13 protein-coding genes are annotated in these 14633 nt (G+C 39.0%); 3 read left to right on the top strand and 10 right to left on the bottom strand.

Going from position 1 to position 14633, the window contains the following annotated elements; all coding sequences use genetic code 11:
- Nucleotides 1-407: 407 nt before the first annotated feature.
- From accA to dnaE, 5 genes are all read right to left on the bottom strand, one after another.
- Nucleotides 408-1385: an acetyl-CoA carboxylase carboxyl transferase subunit alpha gene (accA, locus tag ACH6EI_RS00640; protein ID WP_098999240.1), complete on the bottom strand. Its 978-nt coding sequence runs from the start codon at nucleotides 1383-1385 to the stop codon at nucleotides 408-410.
- Nucleotides 1379-2260 carry an acetyl-CoA carboxylase, carboxyltransferase subunit beta gene (gene accD, locus ACH6EI_RS00635; RefSeq protein ID WP_028411784.1) on the bottom strand — a complete coding sequence of 294 codons (882 nt, stop codon included), beginning with the start codon at nucleotides 2258-2260 and terminating at the stop codon, nucleotides 1379-1381. The genes accA and accD overlap by 7 nt, the downstream gene beginning before the upstream one ends.
- A 226-nt stretch (nucleotides 2261-2486) precedes the next feature.
- Nucleotides 2487-3089, bottom strand: coding sequence for a FadR/GntR family transcriptional regulator (locus ACH6EI_RS00630; protein WP_028411785.1), 603 nt, complete (start codon nucleotides 3087-3089; stop codon nucleotides 2487-2489).
- A 79-nt stretch (nucleotides 3090-3168) separates the two neighbouring features.
- The gene (gene ystJ, locus ACH6EI_RS00625; protein WP_397376788.1) at nucleotides 3169-4398 is read right to left on the bottom strand and encodes an NADP-dependent malic enzyme; all 1230 of its coding nucleotides are present in this window, start codon (nucleotides 4396-4398) and stop codon (nucleotides 3169-3171) included.
- Nucleotides 4399-4599: 201 nt separating this feature from the next.
- On the bottom strand, nucleotides 4600-7950 hold the full coding sequence (gene dnaE / locus ACH6EI_RS00620) for a DNA polymerase III subunit alpha (protein ID WP_108674331.1): 3351 nt from the start codon (nucleotides 7948-7950) through the stop codon (nucleotides 4600-4602).
- 141 nt (nucleotides 7951-8091) lie between these two features.
- On the opposite strand from dnaE, the gene ytrH reads away from it, so the two are divergent.
- Nucleotides 8092-8427 (top strand): sporulation membrane protein YtrH, encoded by a 336-nt coding sequence (gene ytrH / locus ACH6EI_RS00615; RefSeq protein ID WP_013059455.1) that lies wholly within the window; start codon nucleotides 8092-8094, stop codon nucleotides 8425-8427.
- Nucleotides 8424-8942, top strand: coding sequence for a sporulation membrane protein YtrI (ytrI, locus tag ACH6EI_RS00610; protein WP_014458035.1), 519 nt, complete (start codon nucleotides 8424-8426; stop codon nucleotides 8940-8942). Before ytrH ends, ytrI begins: the two co-directional genes overlap by 4 nt.
- Before the next feature lie 38 nt (nucleotides 8943-8980).
- Here ytrI and ACH6EI_RS00605 read toward each other — a convergent pair whose 3' ends face one another.
- Nucleotides 8981-9919, bottom strand: coding sequence for a DHH family phosphoesterase (locus tag ACH6EI_RS00605; RefSeq protein ID WP_108674332.1), 939 nt, complete (start codon nucleotides 9917-9919; stop codon nucleotides 8981-8983).
- 251 nt (nucleotides 9920-10170) lie between these two features.
- Between ACH6EI_RS00605 and ACH6EI_RS00600 the strand changes: the two genes are divergently transcribed.
- The gene (locus ACH6EI_RS00600) at nucleotides 10171-10467 is read left to right on the top strand and encodes a YtpI family protein (RefSeq protein ID WP_028411789.1); all 297 of its coding nucleotides are present in this window, start codon (nucleotides 10171-10173) and stop codon (nucleotides 10465-10467) included.
- 270 nt (nucleotides 10468-10737) lie between these two features.
- Here ACH6EI_RS00600 and ACH6EI_RS00595 read toward each other — a convergent pair whose 3' ends face one another.
- From ACH6EI_RS00595 to ald, 4 genes are all read right to left on the bottom strand, one after another.
- On the bottom strand, nucleotides 10738-12054 hold the full coding sequence (locus tag ACH6EI_RS00595) for a CBS domain-containing protein (protein WP_028411790.1): 1317 nt from the start codon (nucleotides 12052-12054) through the stop codon (nucleotides 10738-10740).
- Between the two features lie 81 nt (nucleotides 12055-12135).
- A complete protein-coding gene (locus tag ACH6EI_RS00590; RefSeq protein WP_028411791.1) occupies nucleotides 12136-12372 on the bottom strand; it encodes a hypothetical protein in 237 nt (78 codons plus the stop codon).
- Between the two features lie 232 nt (nucleotides 12373-12604).
- Entirely contained in the window at nucleotides 12605-13282 is a 678-nt protein-coding gene (locus ACH6EI_RS00585) for a metal-dependent hydrolase (protein WP_028411792.1), read from the bottom strand.
- A 113-nt stretch (nucleotides 13283-13395) separates the two neighbouring features.
- Nucleotides 13396-14517, bottom strand: coding sequence for an alanine dehydrogenase (gene ald, locus ACH6EI_RS00580; RefSeq protein WP_014458028.1), 1122 nt, complete (start codon nucleotides 14515-14517; stop codon nucleotides 13396-13398).
- Nucleotides 14518-14633: the final 116 nt, after the last annotated feature.

The following is a 14633-nucleotide window of genomic DNA, read 5'->3' as shown; positions in this document are numbered from 1 at the left end:
TACAAGCAGGCTGTGAACAAATATTTTGTTGCCTTAACCTGTTCACCTTGCTTTACGTGTAACTTATGAAATACCTACATAGCGCTGAATCAAATAGCAAACAAATACACAGCACTTTAACGATGAATTTCTTCATCGTTTGCTTCTTGTTTTACTATTCCCTGCAATTCATACAGCAATACTTGCTGCCTGATTTGTCTTATATATCTCACGTTTTAGAGAAAAGACAAACGCTCGCACAGCTGCTAATAACCATAGGAATTTTTTTAAAAACACTCTTTTTCTACTTTTACTTAAAGGTTTTTGCTGTCTATAAAATACCACGAAGAACTTGTAAACACAATAGAGAAGGGCTATACAAACCGCACAAAAACGCGCACCCTTATTTTTCAAGAGTGCACGTTTCTTTATTTTATAGTAATGGCATCGTTTTCAGCTGCAAATTGTCCGATTTTTTTGTATTTTAAATAACGCTCCTCCACTAGCTCTTCTTTTGATAAATTCATCAGTTCTTTTAATGACTTCTTAATAATGCTTTCCATGTATCCAGCTTGTGCATCGATATCTCGATGAGCTCCGCCTTTTACCTCTGAAACCATTTCATCTACAATACCCAGTTCTTTCAAATCTGGTGCTGTAATCTTCATCGTTTCAGCAGCTTTTTTCGCAAGAGAAGAATCTTTCCAAAGAATGGCAGCCGCTCCTTCTGGAGAAATAACTGAATACGTCGAGTTCTCAAGCATATGAAGGTGATTTCCTAAACCTAATGCCAAGGCTCCTCCGCTTCCTCCTTCTCCAATGACAATACAAATAACAGGTACAGTTAAGCCAGCCATTTCGAAAAGATTTTTCGCAATAGCTTCGCTTTGTCCGCGTTCTTCTGCAGCTTTTCCTGGATAAGCTCCTTTTGTATCAATAAAGCAAATAATTGGGCGGTTAAATTTCTCCGCTTGCTTCATTAGACGCAGTGCTTTACGGTAGCCTTCAGGATGAGGCATACCAAAATTACGACGAATATTTTCTTTCGTATCTTTACCTCTCTGATGTCCAATCACGGTAACAGGCACGCCATTAAACTTGGCAATTCCTCCTACGATTGCTTCATCATCTCCATAAAAGCGATCGCCATGACACTCTAAAAAGTTTGTAAACAAGCGAGTAATATAATCGAGTGTTGTAGGACGCTCAGGATGACGAGCAATTTGAACACGGTTCCACGGGCTTAGATGATTGTAAATATCGTTTTCTACTTTTTCTAAGCGCTTTTCCAACTTATCAATTTCGCTAGATAAATCCACTTCTGTATTTTTAGCAAACTCTTTCAGTTCTGCAATCTTGTTTCGTAACTCAACAATTGGACGTTCAAACTCTAATTCACTTACCACTCGATGTCACCTCCTGCTACGTGTATATCTAAAATAGTTGTTAACGTGTCTTTTAAATCGTGACGGTCAATAACTCCATCTAATTGACCATGCTTCAACAGAAATTCAGACGTCTGAAAATCTTCTGGAAGCTCTTCTCTAATTGTTTGTTCAATAATACGTCTTCCAGCAAAGCCAATTAACGCGCCCGGCTCGGCTAAATTATAATCGCCTAGCGAAGCAAAGCTTGCTGACACTCCTCCCGTAGTAGGATGTGTCATGATCGAAATGATTAAGCCGCCTTCGTCACTGAACATTTTAAGGGCTGCGCTAGTTTTAGCCATTTGCATCAAGCTCAGAACACCTTCTTGCATACGTGCACCGCCTGAAGCTGTAAAAATAAGGAATGGGACATGCATTTCCTTTGCTTTTTCAATGGCGCGAGTAATTTTCTCACCTACTACAGAACCCATGCTTCCCATACGGAAATGTGAATCCATAACAGCAACCACTACTTTAATTCCTTCAATATCTCCTTCACCCGTAACAATCGCTTCACTTAAATTAGTTTTCTCACGATCTTTTTCGAGCTTTTCAAGATAATCAGGGAACCCAAGAGGATTTTCTGACGTCATATCTTTGTCGTATTCAACAAACGTACCGCTGTCAATCAAGCTTTCAATACGCTCTGGTGCTGTCATTTGATGATGATATCCACAGTTTAAGCATACTTTTAAGTTTTTATTTAACTCTTTTGTATACATGATTTTCTTACACTTTTTACACTTGGTCATAATCCCTTCAGGTACATCTTGTCTCATATGCTCAGAAGGAATCGTAGCATATTTTCGTTTTTTTGGAGTTTTTGTGTTTTTTGTAAATAAATCTCGTAACAAGGTGTAACCTCCTTTTGGTTCTTTTCTTTAACATAAGAACCTTTCTTCTTCCTCTTCTTCTACTTTACACGTTATGAAAGCCCGTCTCAAACGCAAAAATAAGCGACATATAAGAAAAAATTGGATGAATTATTCGCTTCACTTTATTAGTTGCTATTTACTTTACTAGATGACGGTTTGATTTTGTGTAGAAAGATGGCATGTCTCTTTCGACAAATTCCTTCTTTCACACTTGTTTGTAGCACTGATGGTGAAGATTTAATACAGCTGCTTCATCTTTTTTAACTAGCGCCTCTACTAATTCATTTATAAGAGTGTCGCTTGGCGCTGAGTTTTGTTGAAAGGTTTGAGAAAAACGGCAAATAATCAGCCAAATTCGGTGCAATAGCCGATTAGGCTGCAAAGAAAACAAATAGTCAAACAAGTTCTTTAAGCGATCGTCATTCTGCTTTTGAATTACTTTTGAAACATTGATTTTGTTCTGTTCCGCTAAAACAGAAAACAAACAGCTTTTTTCCAGAATATATCTCGTCTGAATTAAGTCTGACTTTGTTTTGCCGTCTTGTATTAAAAAAGTAGCTAATAAATCAATAAATTGATGATCTCCCACTTCTTTAATAAACGTACCTTCACCTCTTCTAGTTTCAATCAATCCAATTAGCTCTAACGCTCTGAGCGCTTCTCGAACGGAAGAACGTCCTGCGCCTAACCGTTCAGAAAGCTCTCGTTCTGACGGGATTTTATCACCCGTAGTTAAACGATCATCTTCCATTAGCTGGCGAATTTGTTTTAGAATTTCTACATATACTTTTGAACGTTCATTCTTCAAGTTTATTACCACTCACTTTACATTACTTTAACAGGCATGCTTGAAGCATCATGCCTGTCAAAGAACAGTTGATGTAACCTTATTCAATAATCGCTAAACGGCGTGTATTTTCAGTTACGGCTTCTGGCTTTACTTTTATTCGGGCAACGCCTGTTTCCATAGCTGCTTTTGCAACAGCTGCGGCTACTGCCGGAGCCACTCGTGCATCAAATGGCCCTGGAATCACATAGTCTGTATTCAAGTCCTTTTCCGTAATTAAATTAGCAATGGCCTCAACTGCAGCCATTTTCATTTTTTCATTAATATGAGTAGCACGCACATCCAGTGCACCTCGGAATATCCCCGGAAACGCTAAGACATTGTTCACTTGATTAGGAAAATCTGAACGTCCGGTGCCGATTACTTTCGCGCCAGCTTTTTTAGCTTCTTCTGGCATAATTTCAGGCACTGGATTTGCCATTGCAAAAATGATTGGGTCTGGATTCATCTTTCCAATCATTTCCGATGTGAGTGCTCCTTCAACCGAAACTCCAATAAATACATCAGCTTCTTCTAACGCATCGGCTAACGTACCTTCTACTTTGCTTCGATTTGTATAGGCTGCAACTTCATCTTTTATACGGTTCATGCCGTGAGGACGCTTGTCATAAATCGTTCCTTTGGAATCACACATAATAATATCGCGCACTCCATAGCTGTATAATAATTTAATAATAGCAATGCCAGCAGCTCCTGCTCCATTCGCTACTACTTTGATTTGTGACATTTTTCTTCCTGTCAGCTTCAGGGCATTAAGAAGACCCGCTACCGTAACAATAGCCGTCCCATGCTGATCATCATGAAAAACCGGGATATTTGTTTCCTTTTTCAACCGCTCTTCAATTTCAAAACAGTTAGGAGCCGCAATATCTTCTAAATTAACGCCTCCAAAAGTTGGTTCTAGCAATTTAACAGTTTCTATAATTTTGTCCACATCTGTCGTGTTTAAACAAATTGGGAATGCATCTACGCCGGCAAAACTTTTAAAAAGGACAGCTTTCCCTTCCATTACTGGCAGAGCAGCTTCAGGGCCTATATTGCCCAAGCCCAATACGGCAGTGCCATCAGATACAACAGCTACCATATTTCCTTTCATCGTATATTCATATACATTGTTTACATCATCATATATTTCTTTGCAAGGTTCTGCTACACCAGGGGAATAAGCAAGGCTTAAATCCTCTGCGTTTCGAACAGGAATTTTGGACTTTGATTCTAGTTTACCTTTGTTAATGCGGTGCATATGCAATGCTTCTTCACGTAAAGACAATGAATTTCACTCCCAATAAACAAAATGATAACAAATACTGCGCCTGAACCATGTTCTTTCCCACACTCATATGATGTTATAAATCCAATTGCATTTCATTTCAAGAAAAACGCATCTAATTCGTATATTTTATAAAAAAACGGTGGTCAGACCACTTTTTTAACTATTTTACCATATAACATCACATGAAATCTGTAAAGACTATATCTTCTTGAACACAACGTGCTTCTCTCCAAGCATTGCTTTTAACGTTTTGATCAACTCATCGCTTCGTTCAACAGAATAGTGAACAGGAAGCTTGACCAATTGGCGTTCTGCCTCATAATAAATTTTCACGGGGATTTTCCCTCTATGAGACTGAAAATGCTGATAAATAGTATGAAGCAGCTTTTCCGTACCTTGCTTTGTTTCTATACGTAAGTACAATTCTTCTGACGGTAATTTTTGAACCGCTTTGCTAGCAGCTTCAGCACGTTGACAAACAATTTGCTGCTGCCCATTTCTTTCATCTATCTTTCCGTGTATCAGTAAAACCTTACCTTGTTCAAACAGCAGACGATTCTGCTCAAATACGCGGGGAAACGCAACAACTTCTCCTTCTCCACTTTCATCCGTAATGCGCAAAAAGGCCATTTGCTCTCCTTTTTTCGTGCGAATGACGCGAATTTCCAACACAAATACTAAAAGAGAGACCGCTTTTCCTGAAGCGTGTTCTTTCATATCGTGAAGAGAAACAACAGAATAAAAGGAATTCAGTGCTTCATACTGAGAAGCAGGGTGGCTTGATAAATAAAAACCTAGCATATCTTTTTCATACTGAAGCCGATCTTCTATTTTCAGTTCCTCTTTTTCCATATATTTAGGCTTTAACGAAAATTCAGCTCCAAATCCAAAGTCATCATCAGGGAGGACCAAGCTTGCATGTTCAAATGCTACATCAATGGTTGCTAATAAAGTTGCTCGATTTTCTCCAAATTCATCAAAGCCTCCGGACAAAATCAAAGCTTCAAGCGCTTTTTTATTCACGGCTTTTGGTGAAACACGTGCACAAAAATCAAATAAGTCTTCAAATCTTTTTTTCTTTCTCTCTTCTGTTATTTCCTGCATAGCTGCCGCACCAATATGTTTAATCGCTGCAAGGCTATATCTTATTCTTTCACCTTCTACATTAAACGAATACATGCTCTTGTTAATAGAAGGTGGGAGAACTTGTATTTTTTTTCTTTTGAGTTCATTAATATATTGAGCAATTTTCCCTTCGTTTCCAATAACGCTCGTTAACAACGCTGAAAAGAACTGTAGCGGATAATGTGTTTTTAAATAAGCTAACTGATAGGCCACCATACTGTAAGCAACGGCATGGCTCCGGTTGAAGCCATAATCAGCAAAGCGCACAATAAGGTCATATACTCGATTAGCAACGGATAGGTCATATCCTTTCTTCTCGCTTCCTTGAACAAAATGTGCTCGTTCACGATCAAGCACGGATCGTTCTTTTTTACTAACTGCTCTTCTCAATAAATCTGCTTCTCCAAGAGAAAAACCGGCCATCTTTGAAGCAATCTGCATAATTTGCTCCTGATACACGATAACGCCATGGGTGGATTGTAAAATGCCTTGAAGCGTGGGATGGTCATATATGACGCTCTCCACTCCGTGCTTGCGCTTAATATAGGTTGGAATATTTTCCATCGGACCGGGTCTATACAGCGCGTTAACTGCTACAATATCTTCTAGCTCTGTAGGTTTTAATTGCTGAAGAACCCTTCTCATTCCATCTGACTCTAGCTGAAAAATCCCCGTCGTATCTCCTTTGCTCAGCAGTTCAAAAGTTTTCTGATCGTTAAATGGAATACGAGACAGTGACAGTTTTTGGTTCATATCCCGCTCAATTTTCTTTAAAATGTGATCTAAAATGGTTAAGTTACGCAAACCTAAAAAGTCCATTTTCAAAAGCCCAACGTCTTGCAGAGCTTCCATTGGATATTGAGTCAGATATACATCATCATGTCCTTCTTGTACAGCTATAGATTGCGTCAGCGGCTTCTCACTGATCACAACGCCTGCTGCGTGTGTGGAAGTATGCCTTGGCAGTCCTTCTATCTTCATGGCAATGTTATACCATTGCTTTCTGGCTTCATTTTCTGCTAAATAAGTTTGAAGAACTCTTGAATCACGAAGAGCGCTTTTTAACGTTGTACCTGGTTTAGTTGGAATCGCTTTAGACATTTTATTTAACGCCTCTTGATCAAATCCCATCACTCTTCCTACATCACGTACGGCTGCTTTAGCCGCTAATGTTCCAAATGTAATAATTTGAGCTACATGCAGCGCTCCATATTTTTGAGCCACATACTGAATGACTTGATCCCGTTTATTATCAGGAAAATCGATATCAATATCAGGCATCGAAATACGTTCAGGATTTAAAAAGCGCTCAAAGAGAAGCTGATGCTGAATTGGATCAACATTTGTAATTCGTAAGGCGTATGAAACTAGTGAGCCCGCCGCTGAGCCACGACCTGGACCTGTTAAAATACCATGTTCATGAGCATAATTCATAAAATCCCACACGATAAGGAAGTAATCGCTAAAGCGCATACTTTCAATAATGTTCAGCTCATAATCTAAGCGTTTCTGGTATTGTTCCGTGATCACTTGAACTCTTTCTTGCAGTCCTTTCTCGCAAAGAGTGCGTAAGTAGGTTGATGATGTAACTGACGGAGGAACAGGGTATTTTGGAATAGACATGACGCCTAGAGAAATTTTAAGCTCGCATCGTCTTGCGATTTTTATACTTTCTTCTATTAAAAAATGCTGATCATGAAAGAGAACTTCCATTTCATGAGGTGATTTAAAATAGTACTCGCTGCTTTCTTCTTGCACCTGTTCACCGCTATGTAATTTCTCTCCGTCTCGAATAGCCGCTAAGCAATCATATGCGTCCCGATCTTCTTTTTTTAAATATTTCACTTGATTCGTTGCTACGAGCGGGACATTTTCTTCAGCAGCAAGCTCCGTTAACTGCTGGTTTATCAAAGCTTCATCCTGTCCGTGGCGCTGTATAGATATATACAAAGACTGAGAATATACTTTTTTAAAGAATTGAAGCACTCGCTTTGCATCTTGAAGTTTGTTTTCTGCTAGCAGAGTTTCTACTTCTCCCCTTACGCCAGGTGTAATAGCAATCAACCCGCTGCTATAATGCTGGAGCCATTTTTTCTTTACACCGTGTTTTTCCTTTGTTTGAACTAAGCTGCTTAGTTTTAATAGATTTTCATAGCCTTTATCATTTTCTGCTAGCAAAACTAAAGGATACGCTTGCTCGCTTTCTTCATGTTCCAAAATTGATAGTGTAAGCCCAATAATCGGCTTAATCCCCGCTTTCACGCAGGCTTTATAAAAAGGAATGACTCCGTACATTACATTTTCATCGGTCAAAGCAATCGCTTCATAGTTCATTTTTTTAGCTGTTTCTACAAGTTCATGAATACGAACGGAACTGCTTAGTAAGCTATAAGAACTTTGAAGCTGTAAGTGAACAAAAGGCACAGGACTTCCCACCTTTCTTTAATTCTTTATTCTCATTATAAATTTTGTTGCGGGCGTAGACAAATTACATAACTCTGAACGTTTGTCCATATATATGTAGGAAGCATGAGTTATCAATAAAATAGTAAAGGAGGACGCGTCATGACAAAAGAGCCTTTTATGTCTCTTTTCATTTGGAGTTACTTTACTTCATTAGGTATTATTTTAGGCGGTTCATTAATCGGAGCATTTGCGGGGTTCTTAATTGGAAAATCTCCCCTGTACGTTATGCATACCCTCAGCAATAGCTTAAAAATCTGGGCAATTGTCGGAGCCATCGGAGGAACATTTGATACGTTTTACAGCTTTGAGCGAGGACTCTTTGAAGGAGCGACAAAAGATGTATTCAAACAAATTCTTTTAATTCTATCCGCTATGGGAGGAGCTCAGACCGGAGCTCTGATCATCAAGTGGTTAACGCAGGAGCATTTTGTATGAGAGTACCCAGCGAGCGAATGTTCAAGCGCTCCGACTGGCAGCGTTTTTTTGCCGGTATTGTCATTGGAGCAATTGTCAGCTGGGGAGTGTTTTTAACAATTTACGGCGTTTCAAGAGATAGAGAGCTAGAGGAGATTCGAATTGCTAATGATAAGCTAAAAAAAGCAAATTTGCAAATTAGCGCATGGCAAGAAGATGTAAAAGCATTAAACAAGGAAATGAAGCAGCATTTGATTATTCAAAATGTGAAAGTAAAATTAGTGAACGGCCATCGTTATAAAGTAAACTCTGTGGTGGAATACAATATTCAAAAAAGCGTCGACGAAGAAGCGCAGCACTTAATTGCCCAAGATATTGAAAGTGCGTATCGAAGCAGGGATATCTTAAAAAAAGCAATTGAAAACAAAAAATACGAATTCGATAAAACGATTTATGAAGTTGAAGTTCATCAAATTTATTTTTATACAACGCTTTCGATTGAAGTTCGAATTAAAAAGATGGAAAAAGTACTATAAAAAGCCGCTGATTTAAAATCAACGGCTTATTTTACAGATTACTCCTGACTGCAGAGCTCTTCTAAATCAAGTAGTAAAGGCTCTACTTCTTCCCATGAGTCAATGGAAGCGCCGGACGCAAGAGGATGGCCTCCTCCGTTGTATTTTCTAGCAATTGTATTAATCACAAGCTCTTTTGAACGCAGGCGGACCCGAATCTGATTTTCTTCTTCTACAAAAAATACCCACGTTTTCACTCCATCAATTTGTCCTAACGAGCCGACTAGCTGAGAGGCATCAGCAGGTGTCACATCATATTTGCGAAGAATTTCATTCGGAATTTTCATGTGAGCAACTCCCGCTGGAGACATCGTGAAGTTTTGCAGCACATATCCATGTAAGTGAGCGACGCTTTCTTTTGTTTTGTATAGCTGATCATATACATCCTTAAAATTGAAGCCATATTGAATCAATTCACTTGCATAGCAAAACGTTTTCGGCTTTGTATTTGGAAATAAAAATCGGCCCGTATCACCGACAATACCAGTGAAAATTAACTTTGCTCCTTCATCATTAAGAGCTAACCCCTTTTCTTTTCCTTCCAAGTAAAATTCATAAATCATTTCACTTGTTGAAGAAGCAGACGTCTCAACCCAAAGTAAATTACCGTAAGGAGTTTGATTCGGATGGTGATCGATTTTAATGATCATTTTTCCACTTGCGTAGCGCTGATCTGATACACGCGCTTCATTCGCCGTATCACAAACGATGACAAGCGCATCTTCATAGGTGTCATCGGCGATATCATCCATACGGTATAAAAATTTTAACGACTCCGCTTCTTCTCCCGTTACGTATACCTTCTTCTCCGGAAAAGATGTTTTTAACAATTCCGCTAATCCGCACTGAGATCCGTATGCATCTGGATCTGGACGAATGTGCCTGTGAATAATGATGGTGTCAAACTGCTTAATAGCTTCTAATATTTGTGCTTTCATTTTCTCTCTCCTGTCAATACTGTTCTTGTTTTATGTACGTACCACATGCACTTATATTTCCACAGCGCTGTATCCATAATCTTTATTAAATCATATCTCTTCTCCTTTTTAAAAGAAGAATCAATCAATAGTAGAATTTTCTGTTATTGACCTGTAAAATAATAGATACTACTGTAAACACTTTCAACACTACGCATTACTAGCATCTAGAAACATTACGGCTAGAAATACACCGGACTGGAGGGGCGTCTGTGCCATTTTTTATGATTTTAATCGTTGTGTCCTTTGTTTTCTACATGTATTTAAAAGTAAAATACGTACGTTCAAAACGCCCAATGGAACGAAAGTGGATTTCCGCTAAATCGAGTATTTGTCTTGGCTCTTTTGTATTATTTTTTGGGATCAATCAATGGTTTATTTACGAAACAAACCTTTCGCTTATCATCGGGATATTATTTGTATTATTCGGTTCAGGTAGCATAATAGCAGGTGTCAAAGCTTATAAGTACTATCAGCCTTATGCAATAAAAGAAGCAGATCAAATGTAAAAGAGGCTGAGGCATAACGAGAGGAATCCAATCTAAAGACGAACAAATGGGAGACATGAGCTGAACCGCTTGAGACACCGCCGTTGATTTCCGTGCAAGACTTCGCTTTCCGCGGGAGTCTTCGTCTTGCCCTCCAATCAACGGCTAGAAGAATCTAAACAGGTGAAACCTACGTTTACCCTAACAAAAAAAACGAACCACTCATCAACATGGTTGATAAATGGTTCGTTTTTCACTTCGTCTAACATACTTTTGTCCCAGCTTCTTTTTTTATACTCTGTCCAATAACTGAGCCATCATCATCGCTTTTCCTACTACAACTCCGGCGTTGTAGACTTCTACATCTAATTTAGCAAACTTCCGACCAAGTTCTAATAGCTTAGGGCGAATTTCAATTACACTTTCAATTTGAACCGGTTTAATAAAATAAACGGTAATGTTTTCAATAACCAAATCACCTTTTTTATATAAGCGCAGAACACGATTGGCAGCTTCCGTCACAATAGTAGTAAAAACTCCGTATGAAATAGTTCCCATATAATTTGTCATTTGTGGCGTTACTTCACAGCGATAGACAGGTGCTTCCTTTGTCTCTTGTACGTCCATAAATTGATTCGTTACAATGTCATCAATGGTTTCTCCTACCTGTGGTTGACGCTGAATCATTTGCAGCGCTTTTAAGACATCTTGACGGCTGATAATGCCTTCTAGTCGGTGGTAATCGTCCACTACAGGCAGCACTTCAATCCCTTCCCATACCATCATATGAGCGGAAGAAGCGACCGATGTTTTCCCGTGAACGGTCATCGGATTTTTCGTCATCACTTTTTCAATCGAAGTGGAAAGATCATATCCAATAACATCTTTTGAGGTAACCATACCATGAACTTTCATATGCTGATCTACTACAGGAAAACGACTGTGGTGCGTTTGATCGTTACATTCGTGCCATTTTTCAATCGTATCGGTTAACTGCAAGCTAACCGCTTCAGAGACGGGTGTTAAAATATCCTCTACAAGCACAATTTCTTTTTTTATCAACTGATCATAGATAGCCCGATTAATCATCGTTGCAACTGTAAATGTATCATAGCTCGTTGAAATAATAGGAAGCTTAAGATCATCCGCAAGCTTCTTAACCCATTCTTCCGTATCAAAGCCGCCCGTAATTAAAACGGCTGCGCCTGCTTCAAGGGCTAATTCATGAGCGTTTACTCGATTCCCTACGATAAGAAGGTTTCCGGCCTCGGTATACCTCATCATAGCATCAAGCTTCATCGCTCCAATAACAAACTTATTTAACGTTTTATGCAAACCTTCACGTCCGCCCAGCACTTGTCCATCTACAATGTTTACTACTTCGGCAAACGTGAGCTTTTCAATGTTTTCTTTCTTCTTTCGTTCAATTCGAATAGTCCCTACTCGTTCAATCGTTGAAACATATCCTTTATTTTCCGCGTCTTTTATTGCTCGGTACGCCGTGCCTTCACTGACAGTCAGTTCTTTGGCAATTTGGCGCACTGAAATTTTTTCACCAATTGGAAGCGAATCGATATACTGTAAAATTTGCTCATGTTTTGTCGCCACGTGTACTTCACCCTTCTAAAACGTTTTTACGTTTCATATGTCTTTTCTTTTATTATACGGGGGAAGTGAAATGGATTCAATCTAACCTCTTTGACGCAAAGGCTTTCTCGCACTATTTTTTTGAATACCTGCCTTTTTACGGCGCGGTGCATAAAGTAGTGATGACAAATTGCCTCCGGCTACAAAAAGAGCAAAGGTAAGCCAGCTTATACTAAAAATCCCTTGCAAATTCGAAGTTGTTAACACTAAGTGCGGCATTGCATAGTAAAGCATCACTCCGCATAGTAAAAGCGATAAAATAACTCGATTTTTTTCCATAACTCTCCCTCCTTATTATTACTATCGTATGCGGGAAAGTAAAAAAAGCAGAACGTTTCTTTGCAAATAAAAAGAGATTAAGACATAACTGCATCGATTCAATCTAAAGATGAACAAATGTGAAACCTACGTTCACCTTAACAATAAAAAAAGAACGAGTGATCGATATTATCGATTACTCGTTCTTTTTTAACTTTAACTGAAATCGTTTTGTCCCATCCTCTATTTATGATTAAAGTTCCAATCCTTCTCCGACTTTTAATACTTTTCCTTCAATACCGGATAAAGACTCAACAAATTGATGAGGATCTTGCTTAATTACAGGAAATGTATTGTAGTGAATTGGCACAACAAGCTTTGCCTGCACCCATTCCGCTGCGATAGCCGCATCTTCAGGTCCCATTGTAAAGTTATCTCCAATTGGAAGAAATGCTACGTCAGGCTCATGGCGACCAATTAACTTTAAATCAGAAAATAAAGCCGTATCTCCAGCATGATAAATTGTCTTTCCTTCAATCGTTAAAAGCAAGCCAGCTGGCATTCCTGTATAAATAATTTTCTCATTATTTTCTGTATAACTTGAACCGTGGAAAGCTTGGGTCAATTTCACCGTACCAAAATCAAATGTATAGGCTCCACCTATGCTCATTGGATGTACGTTTAAGCCTTGCCAGCTAAGATATGTAGCTAATTCTGCTACTGCCACAACAAGTGCACCGCTGCGCTTAGCAATTTCCACCGTGTCGCCTACATGATCATTATGGCCATGAGTCAGTAAAATCACATCTGCTTTTACATCTTCAGCATTTAAATCTGTTAATTCATTTCCAGTGATAAACGGGTCAATTAAAATTGTTTTTCCTTTTGTTTCAATTTTAACAACAGAATGTCCATGATAAGAAACGTGCATCATATATTCTCTCCTTTTACACTAACCTTTTCTATATTCTACCCGTCTGTTTTGGTTACAAAACAAGTGAATACGCGGCTATCATATCACAAACTGCGCAAAAACATGCCTTATTATGCTTGCTCTAATAAAGTTGTTGCATCAGCGTAAGTTAGACCGTGTGCATCTGCCACAGCCGCGTAAGTGACAAACCCATTTAGGGTGTTGATGCCTTGAAGAAGAGAAGGGTTTTTTAAGCACGCTTTTTTATACCCCTGATTTGCTATTTGCAAAGCATAAGGCACCGTTACGTTGGTCAGCGCTAAGGTCGACGTGCGGGGAACAGCTCCTGGCATATTAGCAACAGCATAATGCAAGACTTCATGCTTCGAATAAGTCGGGTTATCGTGAGTGGTAATGCGATCAGTTGTTTCAAAAATTCCCCCTTGATCAATAGCAATATCAACTACAACGGACCCTTTTGACATTGTTTGAACCATTTCCTCGGTGACAAGCTTTGGCGCTTTAGCTCCGGGTATGAGAACCGCGCCTATCACTAAATCTGACTCTTTTACAGATTGTGCGATATTGTAGTGATTTGACATTAATGTCGTCACTTCTTTACCAAATAAATCATCAAGCTGGCGAAGGCGATCAGCGTTTAAATCAATTATTGTAACATCAGCCCCTAATCCGACCGCGATTTTAGCAGCATTGGTTCCTGCTACTCCTCCTCCAATAATCGTTACTTTTCCTCTTTGCACGCCTGGAACTCCACTTAATAAAATCCCTTTGCCACCTTTGGTTTTCTCCAAAAATTGAGCTCCAATCTGAGAAGACATTCTTCCTGCAACTTCGCTCATCGGAGTTAACAGAGGCAAGCTTTTGTTTGGAAGCTGTACAGTTTCATAAGCGATGCCTACCACCTTTTTATCAATCAATGCTTTCGTTAACGCTTCTTCAGCTGCCAAATGTAAATACGTAAACAAAATAAGTCCTTCGCGAAAATATCCGTATTCTTCTGAAATCGGTTCTTTTACTTTCATAACCATTTCAGCATCCCATGCTTCTTTTGCAGTATTTACAATAGAAGCTCCTGCATTTGTGTAATCTTCATCATGGAATCCAGAGCCTTCTCCTGCCTGTGTTTCAATATATACATCATGCCCACCGTTAACTAAAGCTGTAACACCAGCTGGAGTAATAGCCACGCGATTTTCATTGTTTTTTACTTCTTTCGGCACTCCAATTTTCACCTTTATCCCTCTTTTCTTATATCAGTGATTAACTGAAAAAAGAACGCCACACCAAATCCTTTAGAAAACCGGATTTACTATGACGTTACCTTTCGATAGAGCTCAGCATAATCCTG

This window comes from Priestia sp. JSM ZJ58, from assembly GCF_044383985.1.
Taxonomy (GTDB): Bacteria; Bacillota; Bacilli; order Bacillales; family Bacillaceae_H; genus Priestia; species Priestia zanthoxyli.
Note: the sequence above shows the minus strand (reverse complement) of the source record. Positions and strands in the feature narration are given on the sequence as shown.